Here is a 17,276-nt window from a genome sequence, read left to right as displayed (position 1 = left end):
TATTTTATTATTAATATCTGTACTTGAGGTGAAGACTTTGGAGGTAGGATAGCGATAGCGAAGCGCTGCTGCAAGCAGTTCGCTATATAATAGGGTAAGTTTAGGTTGAGTGAGGTACATTTTGTGCAGGCAAGATGCCTGCACCACAAGATTTTTATCATTAATATCATAAGATCGGAAACTGCTGTAAAATCCCTATCTTCATCCTGTACATCCTTTCATCCTGGATATCCTGATTCTGACATTACCCCACAAAGCAACAATTAACGCAAAAAAACCGCGAAAAATTTGTTTTTTAGGTGTTGACAAAGGATTTTAAATATGTTATCATTATCTTGATAAGGAAGAACTATCTTAAGGAGTGCGGAGTACAGAGTTAGAGAGTGGGGAGTATGAAGAAGAGGATGAAGAAGATAACCCCGCACCCCGCACCCCGCACCCCGCACCCCGCACCATGTTGTGGAGCGGGCAAGATGCCCGCTAAAATCATAGAAATTAAATGCAGTACAGCTTAATGATTCATGAAAGGATCTATACTGCCAATTTCAAATTCACAGGCTCTAGAAATGGTTTCTGGGGGTAATTCATCAAAACTAATTAATGATAAATGATTGGGATTATTGATTAATTCCTGCGCTAATAAATAACCGGTAATTGTCCAAGTTTGATATTTTCTCGCTTGTTTACCAATTAATCTCCCTTTTTTACCATCATAATATTCTGGCCATTCATCTTCACTCAGTCGAGATTTAGCAATTTCAATGGCTTTTTGTGCTAATTCTGGTTTTTTGGTTTTTACCGCTGCTGCTGCTAACATCCACATTAAAACAGGCCAACTTCCGGCATTATGATATGACCAGGGAATATTTTTTGGATCACACCCCGTTACTACTCGATATTCTTCACCTTGTAAAGCAGGATAACAGATTTTAATAGGCATATCTCCTACTAAATCCTCCCATCTTTTTTCAATCAAATTCATAATTGCTTCAGACTGTTCTTCTGTAGAAAGATCAGAAATTACAGCCATTAAGTTTCCGAGGGTGAAAAAACGAGTATCCATTTGTGATGGTCCAACATTTCCCGCAAAATAACCCCCTTTTCTGGGTAGCCATTTATCTAAATCATAATAGGGTAAAGAATCTGCATAAATATTGAAAAGATTAACCGCAGCTTTACCGTATTCTTCTCCTTTAAACCGATAAATCGCATTCAAACGATGAATATCTATCCAATAATGCTGACGAAGATGACCACATAATAAAGGTAAACGGTTATCAATGGCTTCAATAATATCTTGATTACCTTGGCAAATTAGCAGTTCTCGCGCTGCACGTAAAGCCGCAAAAAACAGAACTTGAATTTCTAAAGGATGTCCATAAATACCCATACGTCTATCTATCATACACGCGCCGTCGGGAACTAATAGAGTTGGGTACATATCAAAACGATTAGCCAAACAGATATCCATAATTAACCTAATTCCTGTTTGGAATTGAGGTTGATAAGCTAAAGATGAATCATTGGTAGCGACTACATAAGCCCGCAATAAAATCAACCACCATAAACAAGAATCAACTGGTGTCACTCTAGCAATAGCGTGTTCACCAAAATCAGCTTCTAAAAATTCTTCCCCATTGGCAGAAACGACTTTAAAACTGGCTGGAATTAGACCTCTACCGGGTTTATAGGCATCTAATGCTTTTTCTTGAGGCTGTAACTTTAATGTTTCTTCTAGGAAGTTTTTGACAATATCTGTTCTACCTTTAATCAGAAAAATTAACGCCGAAGAAACGAAATCTCGAATAAAACATTGGTCATAATTTAATGCTTCTACGGATGAATCATAAGCGGCTACAGTACCTACAGGCTGACCTTTGTAGTAGAGAATTGAATTCTCTAATACTTGCCATGCTTCATTTTCTATATTTTGACTTGTCTCTAATTTATTTAGTTGCATTTCCAGACTAACTCCATTTAGATAGTAGATTTTTTGGGAGTAGATACACCTTTAATTATTGTTTATGCCATTTTCATCATAACTTTGAAATAGCAAATATCAATCCAGTCAAAATACTAAAACTTAGTCAATGTAAAAACCTAACTGCATAGTATTTAGCAGTTTTCTTAACTTCTGAAAATACACCTCATTCCGTGTATTAGAATCACAGAATTTTAGTATACATACTTGATCAGGAATTTGCTATTGAAATCAAAAAAAATATTATTCCCCTACAACTTAACAATTTATAACGTTTTTTGAAAATATGCAACATAAACAATTCACAAAAATTCAAAAAAACTCAAAAAAATCAGAAAATTCAAAAAATCTAGTTATTAATACTGATAAAGCTATCTTTCTTTGATAGCCTGTGAAAAAATCGAGTTTATAGGGCAGAATTTCCAAATTTCCACTGATTTTATGATCAATTATGTGTCTTATGTGTCTTTAATTGCTGCTGAAACTTTTGATATGCCTGATTAACTGCTTGCATGGCAGTTTTAGCACTAACAGAACTGTTAATATCAGGATGATATAATTTAGCTAATCTCAGATAGGCCAGTTTGACATCTTTGGGGTGAGTTTTCGGTTCTACGCCTAAAATTTCCCACCATTCCCCAATTAATGGTAAATTATCGCTGCTGTCAAGTTGCCAAATCTTGATAGTCCCACCTTGATCACCACTAATCAGCATTGTACCATCTAGACTAAAAACTAGGGGACTAAAACCAGAAATAGTTGCCAATAATGCCCCAGTTTGAAAATTCCAAAGTTTGATAATTCCCTCTTGACTACTACTAGCAACAATTTTACCATCTGGGTGAATAGCAATAATAGCCACAGATAAAACAGCTTCCGCTTGTCCAGAAAAAATATAAAGACATTTGCCAGTTTGCAAATTCCATAAATTAACTTGTCTGTCATTACTACCACTCACCAAAGTTTTATTATTAGGATGAATAGCTACACTATTCACTTTAGCTGTGTGTCCTTTGAGAGTTTTTACACATTGCCAATTTCCCATTGTTTGAGAAGCCATAGTTAATATTTTATGGGGTTCATTTTTTGCAGTTTGACTATTTATCTTTGCCTTTAATTTTTCTAACTCATCATCAATTTCTAAGTCCGTAAATTTGCCATGAAGATCATCACCAGATAACTTTAGTAACGCTGCAAGATAATGATAATGATCATGATCATCATCATTTTGTCAAATTTTCTCTTCCATACGTTCAAAAAGCTGCATGGGGGTTTCTTGAAATTCAGAATCATTTAATAATTTAGCCACACCATAAGCAGCAAGTCCTAAAACTGCACCAATTCCCGCTATGGGTACAGTACCAATACCGAATGCTAACCCAACTTTAGGCGCGACAAATCCCATATTACCGATTATATGAGAAATCCCAAAACCACTCATAGCACCAATACCCATGGCACCAAAAGCTACTGTATCCCCTGTTCTCATTCCCTCAAAAGCACCATAAGCAGCAGGGCTAATAACAGCACCCGCAGCCGTTACAGAAGCCGCACCTATTCCCATACCACCAAAGCCGCCAACTATTCCCATACCACCCACAGTGGAGGAAATAGTTGCACCTGTTAACGTTCCTGTGGTCATAAATATTGCACCTGGTTGGGATATTGGTTTCATATACCGGAAAATTGCCCTCACTCTCGTGTCGTTTTGTTTTGTGTAAGTCCTGAGATAGTAACTCTACATAAAATATGCCATTTTGATGACGAAATATTAAGGAATATTGTATTTTGTGTGAAAACCCCAGGCTAAGGGGGGAGGCCAGCTAAAAGTCCGTGATAGGATACTTTGGGAAAATATTGATAATTAGGAGAAAACCTTTGACACTACGGGTTGCTGTTGTTGGTTCTGGACCTGCGGGTTCATGCGCTGCTGAAACTTTAGCGAAAGCTGGAATCGAAACATACTTGTTTGAGCGGAAATTAGATAACGCCAAACCTTGTGGGGGTGCTATTCCCCTCTGTATGGTGAATGAGTTTGATTTACCTCCAGAAATTATTGACCGTCGGGTACGGAAAATGAAAATGATTTCTCCCTCTAATCGTGAGGTTGATATCAATTTGATAAATGAAGACGAATATATAGGAATGTGCCGCCGAGAAGTGCTAGATGGTTTCTTGCGAAACCGGGCGGCCAAATTAGGGGCGAATTTAATTAACGCCACTGTTCATAAGGTTGATATTCCTGGGAACAATACTGACCCCTATACCATCCATTATGTTGACCATACAGGAGACGGGTCCGAGGGCGTGACTAAAAGCCTCAAGGTGGATTTAATCGTTGGTGCGGACGGCGCAAATTCCCGCATTGCTAAGGATATGGGTGCTGGAGATTATAATTATGCGATCGCTTTCCAAGAACGCATTCGTCTCCCCCAAGATAAAATGGCCTATTATAATGACCTGGCGGAAATGTACGTTGGTGACGATGTTTCTACCGACTTCTACGCTTGGGTATTTCCCAAATATGATCACGTAGCGGTAGGTACTGGCACAATGCAAGTTAACAAAGCCAGTATTAAACAATTACAAGCAGGTATTCGCGCCCGTGCTTCTGAAAAACTAGCCGGTGGTAAAATCATCAAAGTAGAAGCCCACCCCATACCCGAACATCCCCGTCCCCGTCGCGTTGTGGGACGCATTGCTTTAGTAGGAGACGCTGCTGGTTATGTCACTAAATCCTCCGGTGAAGGTATTTACTTTGCGGCCAAATCTGGGAGAATGTGTGCAGAAACCATTGTCGAAACTTCCAACAATGGAGCGCGGATACCTACAGAACGAGATTTAAAACTTTACCTCAAACGTTGGGATAAGAAATACGGACTCACTTACAAAGTCTTAGACATTCTACAAACCGTCTTCTATCGTTCCGATGCTACCCGGGAAGCATTTGTAGAAATGTGTGATGATATGGACGTACAAAAGCTAACTTTTGACAGTTATCTTTATAAAACTGTAGTTCCTGCTAACCCCTTTACCCAATTAAAAATTACCGCTAAAACCATTGGTAGTTTAATTCGTGGTAACGCCCTTGCACCTTAAATATAAGAAATCAGAAGCCCGAAATTCGTTTCTGGGCTTCTTTTTTTGGGTGAATAAATTACATATTTTTTTCTCACGCAGAGACGCAAAATGTAAATTACTTAAAATGGTGGGTTACACTGTCGCTAAGTAGGTTGGCGTTAAAAATTGTCGTTATGAGAAGGGAACTCTTAACTCTTAACTGGGAACTCTTAACTGGGAACTGGGCAACTTTACTTTTCGTTACTTGTGTCGGTTTTTTTCCGTTCACCTACTTAACACACCTACTTTTAAATTTAAGATAGTTCTTCCTTATCAAGATGAGGATAACATTTTTCAAATCCTTTGTCAATTTTGTCAGAATCAGGATATCCAGGATGCAAGGATGTACAGGATAATGATTTAAAATGGTGCGTTACTATATTATATAGCGAACTGCTTGCAGCAGCGCTTCGCTATCGCTATGCTACACCAAAAGTCTTTAACAACGGTGCGTTACTAGTCGCTAACACACCCTACTATTTGGCTGTTCCCTGTCAGCTGTCACCTGTCACCTAATTTCAGATAGTTCTTCCTTATCAAGATTAGGATAACATATTTCAAATCCTTTGTCAACACCTAAAAAACAAATTTTTCGCGGTTTTTTTGCGTCTTGTTTCCTGTCAACTGTCAACTGTCAACTGTCAACTGTCAACTGTCAACTGTCAACTGTCAACTGTCAACTGTCAACTGTCAACTGTCAACTGTCAACTGTCAACTGTCAACTGATTAAAGGATGTACAGGATGAAGATGGGGATTTTATGATGATGATTAAAGATGGTGCGTTACTATATACTCTGGTAACATTCATGCTTTTACATTTGTCAGAATCAGGATATCCAGGATGAAAGGATGTACAGGATGAAGATGGGGATTTTTTGATGATGTCAATGATTTAATATGGTGCGTTACTATATTATATAGTTATTATATAGCGAACTGCTTGCAGCAGCGCTTCGCTATCGCTGTGCTACACCCAAAGTCTTCACCTCAAGTACAGATATTAATAATAAAATAAAACTCTTGTGGTGCAGGCATCTTGCCTGCACAAAGTGTACCTCACTCAATCTGAACTTACCCTATTATATAGCGAACTGCTTGCAGCAGCGCTTCGCTATCGCTATCCTACTCAAAAAGCTATTCCCTGTTCCCTGTCAGCTGTCACCTGTCACCTAATTTCAGATAGTTCTTCCTTATCAAAATTATGATAACATATTTCAAATCCTTTGTCAACACCTAAAAATAAAATTTTTCGCGGTTCTTTTGCGTCTTGTGATAATTGTAGGTTGGGTTAAGCCACAGCGTCACCCAACAAAGTCCTAACAACAAAGATAATTGTAGGTTGGGTTAAGCCACAACGTAACCCAACAAAGTCCTAACAACAAAGTCCCTAAGTTATTGGGTTGAGAAGACCCAACAAAGCTATTAACTAAATAGGAAAGTACCTCCAAACAGGTTTAAACTCGCATTGGTGCTATTAAATCCTGATGTACCGGATAAAGTCATTAATGATTGACCAGTACCAAAACCAGGATTACCAATAATACCATCTCCAATTCGCACTAATGTAGAATTACCTGATGTAATCACATCAAAATTGGCAATACCTGTAAAGTTCAGTTTATCGCCACCGACACCGCGCACAAATTGGTAAACTGTATCTGTACCATCACCAAGAACGTAATTAACGTTATCTACAGCATTATCGTTTCCTAAATACAGAGTATCGTTACCCAAACCACCAACGAAGGTATCAGCACCTGTACCACCATAGAGGAAATTATTACCATCGTTACCAACGAGGGTATTATTGAGGTCATTACCTGTACCGTTAATAGAGGTTGTTCCTTGTAAAACCAGGTTTTCTACGTTGGTGGTGAGAGTATAAGTTACAGTGCTGAAAACGCTATCTGTTCCTTGTCCTCCTAATTCTGTGATGCTATCTGCTGTATTGTCCACATAGTAAGTATCATTACCAGCACCACCAAGGAGGGTATCAGCACCCGTACCACCAGTAAGAACGTTAGCTGCTGCGTTACCTGTAATGATATTACTGAGGGTGTTACCTGTACCGTTAATAGCGGTTGTTCCCTGTAACGTTAGGTTTTCTAAGTTGGTGCTGAGAGTGTAAGTTACAGTGCTGAAAACGCTATCTGTTCCTTGTCCTCCTAATTCTGTGATGATATCTGCTGTGGAGTCCACATAGTAGGTATCATTACCAGCACCACCAATGAGGGTATCAGCACCCGTACCACCAGTAAGAACGTTATTACCAGTGTTACCTGTAATGATATTATTGAGGGTGTTACCTGTACCATTAATCGCAGTTGTTCCCTGTAACGTTAGGTTTTCTAAGTTGGTGGTTAAGGTATAAGTTACAGTGCTGAAAACGCTATCTGTTCCTTCATTCAGGTTTTCTGTGATGATATCTGCTGTGGAGTCCACATAGTAGGAATCGTTACCAGCACCACCAATTAAAGTATCAGCACCTGTACCACCAGTAAGAACGTTATTACCAGTGTTACCTGTAATGATATTATTGAGGGTGTTACCTGTACCGTTAATAGCGGTTGTTCCCTGTAATGTTAGGTTTTCTAAGTTGGTGGTTAAGGTATAAGTTACAGTGCTGAAAACGCTATCTGTTTCTTGTCCTCCTAATCCTCCTAATTCTGTGATGATATCTGCTGTATTGTCCACATAGTAGGTATCATTACCAGCACCACCAAGGAGGGTATCAGCACCCGTACCACCGGTAATAACGTTATCGGCTTCGTTACCTGTAATGATATTATTGAGGGTGTTACCTGTACCGTTAATCGCAGTTGTTCCCTGTAACGTTAGGTTTTCTAAGTTGGTGGTTAAAGTATAAGTTACAGTGCTGAAAACGCTATCTGTTCCTTCATTCAGGTTTTCTGTGATGGTATCTGCTGTGGAGTCCATATAGTAGGAATCATTACCAGCACCACCAAGGAGGGTATCAGTACCAGCACCACCAGTCAGAACGTTAGCTGCTGCGTTACCTGTAATGATATTATCGAGGTCATTACCTGTACCATTAATCGCAGTTGTTCCCTGTAATGTTAGGTTTTCTAGGTTATCCCCCAATGTGTAATCAATAATGCTGAAAACAATATCTGTTCCTTCATTCAGGTTTTCTGTGATGGTATCTGCTGTATTATCCACATAGTAGGTATCATTACCAGCGCCACCAATGAGGGTATCAGCACCTGCACCACCAGTCAGAACGTTAGCTGCTGCGTTACCTGTAATGATATTATTGAGGGTGTTACCTGTACCGTTAATGGCGGTTGTTCCCTGTAATGTTAGGTTTTCTAGGTTTCTTAATGTCCAAGTGTTTAAGGTCCAAGTGATGGAAGATTCTACGGTATCAATACCACGATTTAAACCTTCAGAAATGATATCGCCAATATTGTCTACGACATAGGTATCATTTCCTTGACCACCGATTAAAAGGTCTGTACCTGTTCCCCCGTTGAGATAATCATCACCATCTCCACCAGTTAAATCATCGTTTCCTGTACCACTTTTAATCCAATCATTAGCGGCGGTCCCTAAAAAGCTGACTGTACCTGTAAAGCTGCTTAAATCAAAGTTTTCAAATCCGAATACTGTTGTGTCAGGAATATCTAATTGATTGGTGATGTTATTGGTATCTATGGAGATAAAATCATTATCTGTTCCTTGGGTGATAATTAAGGTATCTGTGCCATTACCACCATCAATGGTGTCTTGTTGTTGTAAATTGGCGAATATGCTGGTGATGGTGTCGTTTCCATCTTGAGCATCTATGATATCTTGTTGGGGTGTGATGGTAAAGCTTTCGTCTTCGTTAAGGTCAGTTATTTCAATGGTTAATTGTTGCTCGAAGGATAACCCATCTTGGTCGGTGGTTTGTACTCTAATGATATAACTGTTTTTGGTTTCAAAGTCAAATACAGCGTTGGTGGTAAGTTGATTATTGGTAATGGTAAATAAACTATTATCTGTTGCAATATCTCCTGTAACTAAACTATAGGTAAAGGTGTTTTCTGTGTCTGGGTCGGTGGTGGTGAGATTACCCACTACTGTACCAATAATTTGATTTTCCGCAACGGTGTTGTTAGAGAGAGTTAAATTAGTAGGAGTTTCGTTAACGTTACTGACACCAATGGTTAATTGTTTCTCGAAGGATAACCCATCTTGGTCTGTGGTTTTGACTCTAATGCTGTAACTGTTTTTGGTTTCAAAGTCAAATACAGCGTTGGTGGTAAGTTGATTATTGCTAATGGTAAATAAACTATTATCTGTTGCACCGTCCCCGGTGACTAAGCTATAAGTAAAGGTGTCTCCTGTATTTGGATCTGTGGTGGTGAGATTACCAATCACTGTACCAATAATTTGGTTTTCTGCAATTGTGCTGGTGGAGAGTGTGAGGTTAGTGGGTGCTTGGTTATTAAACTCACTGACATTAATAATCTTTAAACCACCGACAGAATCAGCTACGTAAGCATAGTTACCGACTACTTGCACACCTCTAGCATAGTCAGATGTATTATAATTGCCTTTGAGGGTGGGGGTTGTGGGGTTGCTGATGTCAATGATTTGTAGTCCTGAATCATTATCAGCTACGTAAGCATAGTTACCGACAACTTGCACACCCCAAGCATAGCCAGATGTATCATAATTGCCTTTGAGGGTGGGGGTTGTGGGGTTGCTGATGTCAATGATTTGTAGTCCTGAATACTCATCAGCTACGTAAGCATAGTTACCGACAACTTGCACACCCCAAGCATAGTCAGATGTATCATAATTGCCTGTGAGGGTGGGGGTTGTGGGGTTGCTGATGTCAATGATTTGTAGTCCTGAATCATTATCAGCTACGTAAGCATAGTTACCGACTACTTGCACACCCCAAGCATAGTCAGAAGTATCATAATTGCCCTTGAGGGTGGGGGTTGTGGGGTTGCTGATGTCAATTATTTGTAGTCCTGAATCATTATCAGCTACGTAAGCATAGTTACCGACAACTTGCACACCCCAAGCAATGCCAGATGTATTATAATTGCCCTTGAGGGTGGGGTTAGAGGGGTTGCTGATGTCAATTATTTGTAGTCCTGACCAATAATCAGCTACGTAAGCATAGTTACCGACTACTTGCACACCCGAAGCATTGCCAGATGTATCGTAATTGCCCTTGAGGGTGGGGGTTGTGGGGTTGCTGATGTCAATGATTTGTAGTCCTGAACCAGCATCAGCTACGTAAGCATAGTTACCGACTACTTGCACACCTCTAGCATAGCCAGATGTATTATAATTGCCTTTGAGGGTGGGGGTAGTGGGGTTGCTGATGTCAATTATTTGTAGTCCTGAATCATTATCAGCTACGTAAGCGTAGTTACCGACAACTTGCACACCTATAGCCCAGCCAGATGTATTATAATTGCCTTTGAGGGTGGGGGTAGTGGGGTTGCTGATGTCAATTATTTGTAGTCCTGAACCACTATCAGCTACGTAAGCATAGTTACCGACTACTTGCACACCTCTAGCCCAGCCAGATGTATCATAATTGCCCTTGAGGGTGGGGGTTGTGGGGTTGCTGATATCAATGATTTGTAGTCCTGAATTACCATCAGCTACGTAAGCGTAGTTACCGACTACTTGCACACCACGACCATTAGAAATCTTGTAACTTCCCTTGACAACGGGTATGGCAGGGTTGCTAATATCAATGATGTCTAGTGTATCCCCTACAGCGTAAGCATAGTTACCCACCACTGTCACAGCATTGGCATAGCTTAAAATATCCCACACTCCGACTAATGTGGGTGCAAATACTCCCTGGTAGCTGTGGAGGGTGTCTGCAACAATATCTGACAAATGTAGAGATGTGCCATGGAATGTCTCTGTAACGGGAATATTCACCTCTAACTGCCAATTTCCCCCTAATGCTGCATTGCCGGTTTTTGTGGTGGAGGCGCTAATGGTGGCGTTGGTAATTTGATGTAATTTGTGAATAAATTCTGTCCCAGCGTCTCCGGCAGCGACGTTACAACCATATAGTAAAATATTCTGAGGTTGCCACTGTTGTAATTGTTGGGTGTAATTATGAATATTAGTTAAGTTTAATTGACTATTGCCTAAATATAAGCATCCAGGCGCGCCGTGGGAAAGGATGTGAATGGTGGTGATGTGGGGATGTTGTTGTAAAATTTGGCTAATTTGCTCAATTCCGTCTTGCTCTGGGGAAATAATAACTGTTTTTACGCCCTCGATAATTCCTGTTTGCAGGGTCTGATAGTCGGAAAGGGAGGCATCTATAAAAACAATTGTTGTTGCGGTTTGACGGAGAAAAGAGTTGTTAGACATATTTTTTTCCTTTACACCTGGTACTGTAGGTTTTTGTTATATAAGGTAGAAAATGAGCAACTTCACGTAATAAAATCTTGTCATAAATAATATGATGGTAATTGATTAAAGTCAGAAGTACAACCGTATATTTTTAGATTTAATATGTGTTAATTAGTGTCATATACATAATACTCTGGTAACATTCATGCTTTTACATTTGTCAGAATCAGGATATCCAGGATGAAAGGATGTACAGGATAATGATTTAATATGGTGCGTTACTATATACTCTGGTAACATTTATGCTTTTACATTTGTCAGAATCAGGATATCCAGGATGAAAGGATGTACAGGATGAAGATGGGGATTTTCTGATGATGATTAAAGATGGTGGGTTACTATATACTCTGGTAACATTTATGCTTTTACATTTGTCAGAATCAGGATATCCAGGATGAAAGGATTTACAGGATGAAGATGGGGATTTTTTGATGATGATTAAAGATGGTGGGTTACTATATACTCTGGTAACATTTATGCTTTTACATTTGTCAGAATCAGGATATCCAGGATGAAAGGATTTACAGGATGAAGATGGGGATTTTCTGATGAGGGTGCGGGGTGCGGGGTGCGGGGTTATCTTCTTCATCCTCTTCTTCATACTCCCCACTTTCTAACTCTGTACTCCGCACTCCTTAAGATAGTTCTTCCTTATCAAGATCAGGATAACATATTTAAAATCCTTTGTCAATTTTGTCAGAATCAGGATATCCAGGATGAAAGGATGTACAGGATGAGGAGGGGGATTTTCTGATGATGTCAATGATTTAAAATGGTGCGTTACGCTATTATATGGCGAACTGCTTGCAGCAGCGCTTCGCTATCGCTATGCTATACCCAAAGTCTTTACCAAAGGTGCGTTACGAATACAGCTAACACACCCTACTCAAAAAGCTGTTCCCTGTTCCCTGTTCCCTGTTCCCTGTTCCCTGTCACCTGTCACCTATTCCCTGTCACCTGTCCCCGTGGCGTAGCACCTGTCACCTATCACCTATCACCTATCACCTGTCACCTATCACCTGTCAACTGATTAAAGATGGATGTATAAAATTATGGGAATTATTAAAAAGGAATTATCGGGTTAATAGCACAAGTAATTCTTGATTTATTGGTTATGGATAGAACATTCATACAGGACCCCCAGGAACAACTAGTATCAGTGATCACAGGTGATGTGAACCTAGAGGGTAATTTGGTGATCCCCCATGGTGCTATCGGGATAGTTTTATTTGCCCATGGTAGTGGTAGCAGTCGTTACAGTCCCCGTAATCGTTATGTTGCTGAGGTATTACAACAAGCAGGACTGGCAACTTTATTACTTGATTTGCTGACTCTGGAAGAGGAAGAAATTGACTTGCGGACAAGACATTTACGCTTTGATATTGGTTTGTTAGCGTCCCGCTTAGTTGGAGCTACGGACTGGCTGCGACAGAACCCAGATACCCAACAACTCAAGATAGGTTACTTTGGTGCTAGTACGGGAGCGGGTGCGGCTCTTGTGGCTGCTGCGGAACGGGGGGAAGTTGTGAAAGCTATTGTTTCTCGTGGTGGACGACCTGACCTAGCTGGTTCAGCATTACCTCAAGTCAAAGCGCCAACATTGTTGATTGTTGGTGGTGATGATCTGCCTGTAATAGCGATTAATGAGGATGCAATGGCACAGTTACACTCAATCAAACGGTTGGAGATTGTTCCTGGGGCTACACATTTATTTGCAGAACCAGGTAAATTGGCGGCTGTAGCACATTTAGCAAGGGAATGGTTTACACACTACCTCAAATAACAACAGGACTTACACCTCTTCCCTCGCTTCCCCAGCAGCATAATTTCGCACGTCTAATAACTGGTTTTTTGCATCCACAATCACAACAGTAGGAGAGTGACATTTTAACTCTTCCAAGGTAAACTGGCCGTAAGTCATAATAATCAAGCGATCGCCTACTACACCTAAACGTGCTGCTGCTCCATTTAATTCTATAGCTCCTGAATTAGCTACCGCAGGTATAGCATAAGTAGTAAAACGCTCACCATTAGCAATATTCACTACTTGTACTTGCTCATAGGGAAAGATACCAGCTTTTTCTAAGAGAATTTCGTCAATGCTGATACTACCCACATAATTAATATTTGCTCCTGTGAGGGTACAGTTATGAATTTTTGCTAACAAGAAAGTACGCTGCATTGGGATTAAAAATTTTTTTTTGCAACCAGAATGATTCCACAATTATTGATTTAGGGGGTAATTAGTAATTGATATTACCATTACCCATTATATAGCGAATCCTTGTCTCATGAGGTACTTGCGTTTAATTATGACTTCTTGTACCTCACTTGCATGGGAAATACTAGATTACTCCTTGAGCAGCCTGAATAAACTTTTCTACTAAGGGGGCTACTTTTTCCACATCTTGCCAACCGAGAATTTGTGTTACCTTTTTTTCCAAATTCTTGTAACTACGGAAAAATTCCGCAATTTCCTCTAATTTGTGGGGGGATACATCTTTGAGGGACTTTACATGAGCATAGCGTGGATCTTTGACGGGAACACAAAGAATTTTTTCATCACGATCACCACCATCAATCATTTCTAAAAAACCAATTGGTCTAGCAGCAATGATGCAACCGGGGAAAGTTGGCTCATCCATGATCACCATACCATCTAAAGGATCGCCATCGTCTGCCAAGGTGTTAGGGATAAAACCATAGTCATAAGGATACTTTACCGAAGAATAGAGAACGCGATCTAAGGCAAATGCTTGTAAATCCTTATCGTATTCATATTTATTTTTACTCCCACCAGCAATTTCAATTAAGACGTTAAGTACACCTGGTTTGGGTTGGGCAGGAATAAGAGATAAATCCACAATAAAACTCCTATATTAACAGTGAACAGGGGCAGCAGATATTTTTGCTCCCAGTGTCAAATTTTAAGGCATTGTGGATCTTTTCCTCAAAATTCCTGGTTAACTGTTGTAAATTCTGTGAAACGTTAATTCTTGTTAAGTTTTTTCGGTGCTAATCATAAGTATTATTACTTAACAGATGTCTATTATTTGTATTTAATCTCCGGTGTTAGATAGGTTATAGGTTAAAGAGGGCTGATTGTTTTCAACATTGGGTGAAGAGTAGTGGGCAATGATAAATACTGGTAAAATCAGAGTTATCAGAGCGATCATTGTTCCCACAATGTCTGCCAAGCGCTGGGAAGATGTATCACAAGAATTGGCAGACTGGCTATTTAAATTCATACAAAGTTGCAGTTAATCAGATCACTGGTAGGTTGGCTCTCTTTTGGAGAGTATGTATCACCATTCTACCTATTTTTTGACTATAAACCGCAATGTCAGGAATATCTGACATTTGGGTGCAGATTCTGCACCCAATTAGTCCCGACTATGGGGCTACTTTTTTTCTGTAGTTGCTTCTTCTGGTTTTGGTGCGTCTTGTTTTTCTGTATTTGCGGGGTCTGAATCAGTTTTTTGTTGTACTTGCGGCAAGTGAATGCTATTGACTTGATTAATAAATAGTTCTACAGCCTGACTAATTTTTTGTTGTTGTTTATCCTCTTCTGGAATATCATAACAACGATAGGCTGGAGTGATTCCTAAAATAAACTTTTCCTGTTCAGATTCTAACAATTCCACCGCTGTGTTAGCCGCCATCCAATTTTTTTCAAAGGGAAATGATGTGACGACACTAGCCACAATGGAAGCAACTGCTGGACAGATAACAGGTAGCCATTTTAACCACGGCTGTCCTGCTTCTAATTTATCAACTAGAACTAAAATTGGTGTCACACCTGAGAGAATTACGGTAGAAATTTGCAAAACGTAGTATAAAGTTCTGTTAAGATCCCTAGAACTTTTATAATCGTCAATCAATTCTTGAGAATATTCTAAAGCTTTAGCTCGTGCTGGCAAAACTGTGTTATGGTCTAATTGAGTATCTTTGCTTAACAAAGATGTATAAAGTTTAGCTTTTTTTGACATTTGATTTTTTTCTGCTTTCTTTTTGGCGCTATTTACTGATTGTCTATTGAAGATAAACAAACCAATAGCAAGAGTTAAAGCAACGGAGGCAGCGATTACATATTCTTGATTGCTAGAATCAAAATAAATAATAGCAAATGATGCGATCGCAACTGCGACTAATAAATAATCAATCAACTTCAAAAAAAACAGCATATTTTTACCCGGTGTAGTTGTAGTTATTGTGGTAATGTTGAGTTGACGAGTGAGGAAACTCGTTGTAAAAAGTATTTTTACAACCAATAATTCATATTACACAAAGGTAGTATTCTTGACAAGATGCTGTAAGCAGTAACATTTTCCAGAATATAAGTAAAAACCTTGACTTGACAATTGTTTTCAAGGATATGAATAAATTTTGGTTGACAATTATTTAAGTTTATTTAACATTTGTTTTCATTAAATCGTGCTTTAATCTGAGTTAAACAGTTATATTTCACCCATTAAATAGCAGTGGTATATCTTTTGCGTGTAGCTATTGCTAAGGCTAAAACCACAAAGGTCAAAATACCTGCTATGTATAAAGGATAGCCATAGGTCACTGGTTGGGATTGTTTAACCATCAAACCGGCTATCACTGGACCAATACCATTAGAAATACTTAAATAAGATGCGTTTAATCCTAAAACAGTTCCCTGATCTTGTGGTTTAGCATTAAGAGAAATTAATGTACTAATCATAGGTTGGACGAGGGCATTAAACAAAGCAAATAATATGCTAATTATGACAAAATAGGTGATACTAGGCCAAAGGGGCATTAAGAGAAATGATAAACTGCGAACGAATAAACCTAAAAATAATATCTTAACCACATTAAATTTAGGACGGAGAACCGATATTCCCCAAGTTTGCATAATTACTGCTAAAGTGCCAAATACTAGAAATAGGAGGGTTAAAGATTGATTATTTTGATGTAGAACTTGAATAAAATAGGGTTGAAAGGCATAGGTAAACATGGTAAATGTTATCCCAGTCAAAAAGTTAATTAATAGTAAAATGCCCACTCCTGGCATAGCAAACCCTTTAATTAAATTTTCCAATCCTAAATCCAAAATATTACTAAACTTTGGAGATTTGTTTTCTAAGGTTTCTGGTAACAAGAATATGGTCATTAACATGGCTATCATAGCAACTGCACCAGAGACTAAAAATGCTGTTCCTAAAGAAATTTGTTGTGCTAATAAACTCATAACTGGACCGATAATAAAGCCTAAGCCCATGGCTGCACCATAAATTCCAAAGGCTTGAGCGCGATTTTTTTGCATGGTGACATCAGAAATCACTGCTTGGGCAACGGCAACATTTCCCCCGGTAATCCCATCTAAAAATCTGGCGAAAAATAGTAAGATTGCTGTTGTGGCAGTACCGGCTATGGTGTTAGCAATTACTGTTCCTGCTAAACTAATTATTAATAATGGTTTACGTCCAAATCTATCAGAGAGTTTACCAATTACAGGAGTGGCAAAAAATTGAGCGATAGAGTAGGTAGAAAACAATAAACTAGTTTGGAAATCATTTAAACCAAATTGTTTACCATAAAGATAAATAATGGGGATTAAAATTGTAAAACTCAAGGAGTTAATAAAGGCAATTAAAGCAGTAATCCAAAAAATGCGATTCATTGTCAATTAAACTTATTTATTAATGCTACTTTAGTTATTTTACCATTAATGAGACTTTTTACTTACTGCTCCTGAAATTCATGAAGTGTAAATTACAGAAAGAAGAACATCTCTATTTA

Annotated in this window: 13 protein-coding genes; 4 read left to right on the top strand and 9 right to left on the bottom strand. The window is 39.0% G+C overall.

Features of this window, described 5'->3' with window-relative positions:
• Positions 1-361 precede the first annotated feature (361 nt).
• Positions 362-484, top strand: coding sequence for a hypothetical protein (locus FFO06_RS22265; protein WP_268904584.1), 123 nt, complete (start codon positions 362-364; stop codon positions 482-484).
• A gap of 27 nt (positions 485-511) precedes the next feature.
• Here the strand turns inward: FFO06_RS22265 and FFO06_RS04970 are convergent, their stop codons facing one another.
• The 3 genes from FFO06_RS04970 to FFO06_RS21850 all read right to left on the bottom strand — a co-directional run bounded on the left by FFO06_RS04970 (position 512) and on the right by FFO06_RS21850 (position 3,623).
• On the bottom strand, positions 512-1,960 hold the full coding sequence (locus FFO06_RS04970; protein ID WP_137907028.1) for a glycoside hydrolase 100 family protein: 1,449 nt from the start codon (positions 1,958-1,960) through the stop codon (positions 512-514).
• 466 nt (positions 1,961-2,426) lie between these two features.
• Positions 2,427-3,041, bottom strand: coding sequence for a DnaJ domain-containing protein (locus tag FFO06_RS21855; RefSeq protein WP_236097067.1), 615 nt, complete (start codon positions 3,039-3,041; stop codon positions 2,427-2,429).
• 171 nt (positions 3,042-3,212) lie between these two features.
• The gene (locus tag FFO06_RS21850) at positions 3,213-3,623 is read right to left on the bottom strand and encodes a hypothetical protein (protein WP_236097066.1); all 411 of its coding nucleotides are present in this window, start codon (positions 3,621-3,623) and stop codon (positions 3,213-3,215) included.
• A 236-nt stretch (positions 3,624-3,859) separates the two neighbouring features.
• Here FFO06_RS21850 and chlP point away from each other — a divergent pair, with 236 nt between their 5' ends.
• The gene (gene chlP, locus FFO06_RS04960) at positions 3,860-5,080 is read left to right on the top strand and encodes a geranylgeranyl reductase (protein WP_137907027.1); all 1,221 of its coding nucleotides are present in this window, start codon (positions 3,860-3,862) and stop codon (positions 5,078-5,080) included.
• A 333-nt stretch (positions 5,081-5,413) separates the two neighbouring features.
• On the top strand, positions 5,414-5,617 hold the full coding sequence (locus FFO06_RS04955) for a hypothetical protein (protein ID WP_137907026.1): 204 nt from the start codon (positions 5,414-5,416) through the stop codon (positions 5,615-5,617).
• 907 nt (positions 5,618-6,524) lie between these two features.
• Here FFO06_RS04955 and FFO06_RS04945 read toward each other — a convergent pair.
• A complete protein-coding gene (locus FFO06_RS04945) occupies positions 6,525-11,465 on the bottom strand; it encodes a DUF4347 domain-containing protein (protein WP_137907024.1) in 4,941 nt (1,646 codons plus the stop codon).
• A gap of 1,156 nt (positions 11,466-12,621) precedes the next feature.
• Between FFO06_RS04945 and FFO06_RS04940 the strand changes: the two genes are divergently transcribed.
• On the top strand, positions 12,622-13,290 hold the full coding sequence (locus FFO06_RS04940) for a dienelactone hydrolase family protein (protein ID WP_137907023.1): 669 nt from the start codon (positions 12,622-12,624) through the stop codon (positions 13,288-13,290).
• A gap of 9 nt (positions 13,291-13,299) precedes the next feature.
• Here FFO06_RS04940 and panD read toward each other — a convergent pair whose 3' ends face one another.
• The 5 genes from panD to FFO06_RS04915 form a co-directional block, all read right to left on the bottom strand.
• Positions 13,300-13,689: an aspartate 1-decarboxylase gene (panD, locus tag FFO06_RS04935; RefSeq protein WP_137907022.1), complete on the bottom strand. Its 390-nt coding sequence runs from the start codon at positions 13,687-13,689 to the stop codon at positions 13,300-13,302.
• A 163-nt stretch (positions 13,690-13,852) separates the two neighbouring features.
• A complete protein-coding gene (locus FFO06_RS04930; RefSeq protein WP_137907021.1) occupies positions 13,853-14,371 on the bottom strand; it encodes an inorganic diphosphatase in 519 nt (172 codons plus the stop codon).
• A 195-nt stretch (positions 14,372-14,566) separates the two neighbouring features.
• A complete protein-coding gene (locus FFO06_RS04925) occupies positions 14,567-14,755 on the bottom strand; it encodes a TLTLP motif-containing protein (RefSeq protein WP_137907020.1) in 189 nt (62 codons plus the stop codon).
• A 153-nt stretch (positions 14,756-14,908) separates the two neighbouring features.
• Positions 14,909-15,691 (bottom strand): DUF4231 domain-containing protein, encoded by a 783-nt coding sequence (locus FFO06_RS04920; RefSeq protein WP_137907019.1) that lies wholly within the window; start codon positions 15,689-15,691, stop codon positions 14,909-14,911.
• A gap of 287 nt (positions 15,692-15,978) precedes the next feature.
• Complete coding sequence (locus tag FFO06_RS04915) at positions 15,979-17,157, bottom strand: MFS transporter (protein WP_137907018.1); 1,179 nt, start codon at positions 17,155-17,157, stop codon at positions 15,979-15,981.
• Positions 17,158-17,276 lie beyond the last annotated feature (119 nt).

Origin of the sequence: Dolichospermum planctonicum (assembly GCF_005402965.1) — a bacterium.
In the GTDB taxonomy this organism is placed as follows: Bacteria; Cyanobacteriota; Cyanobacteriia; order Cyanobacteriales; family Nostocaceae; genus Dolichospermum; species Dolichospermum planctonicum.
Note: the sequence above shows the minus strand (reverse complement) of the source record. Positions and strands in the feature narration are given on the sequence as shown.

What these genes read in the sequence shown, in the direction of transcription:
- FFO06_RS04925 (WP_137907020.1), bottom strand. Translation starts at nt 14,755, where the DNA reads ATGAATTTAAATAGCCAGTCTGCCAATTCTTGTGATACATCTTCCCAG.
- FFO06_RS04915 (WP_137907018.1), bottom strand. Translation starts at nt 17,157, where the DNA reads ATGAATCGCATTTTTTGGATTACTGCTTTAATTGCCTTTATTAACTCC.
- FFO06_RS21850 (WP_236097066.1), bottom strand. Translation starts at nt 3,623, where the DNA reads ATGACCACAGGAACGTTAACAGGTGCAACTATTTCCTCCACTGTGGGT.
- FFO06_RS04920 (WP_137907019.1), bottom strand. Translation starts at nt 15,691, where the DNA reads ATGCTGTTTTTTTTGAAGTTGATTGATTATTTATTAGTCGCAGTTGCG.
- FFO06_RS04940 (WP_137907023.1), top strand. Translation starts at nt 12,622, where the DNA reads ATGGATAGAACATTCATACAGGACCCCCAGGAACAACTAGTATCAGTG.
- FFO06_RS04970 (WP_137907028.1), bottom strand. Translation starts at nt 1,960, where the DNA reads ATGCAACTAAATAAATTAGAGACAAGTCAAAATATAGAAAATGAAGCA.
- FFO06_RS21855 (WP_236097067.1), bottom strand. Translation starts at nt 3,041, where the DNA reads ATGGCTTCTCAAACAATGGGAAATTGGCAATGTGTAAAAACTCTCAAA.
- panD (WP_137907022.1), bottom strand. Translation starts at nt 13,689, where the DNA reads ATGCAGCGTACTTTCTTGTTAGCAAAAATTCATAACTGTACCCTCACA.
- FFO06_RS04945 (WP_137907024.1), bottom strand. Translation starts at nt 11,465, where the DNA reads ATGTCTAACAACTCTTTTCTCCGTCAAACCGCAACAACAATTGTTTTT.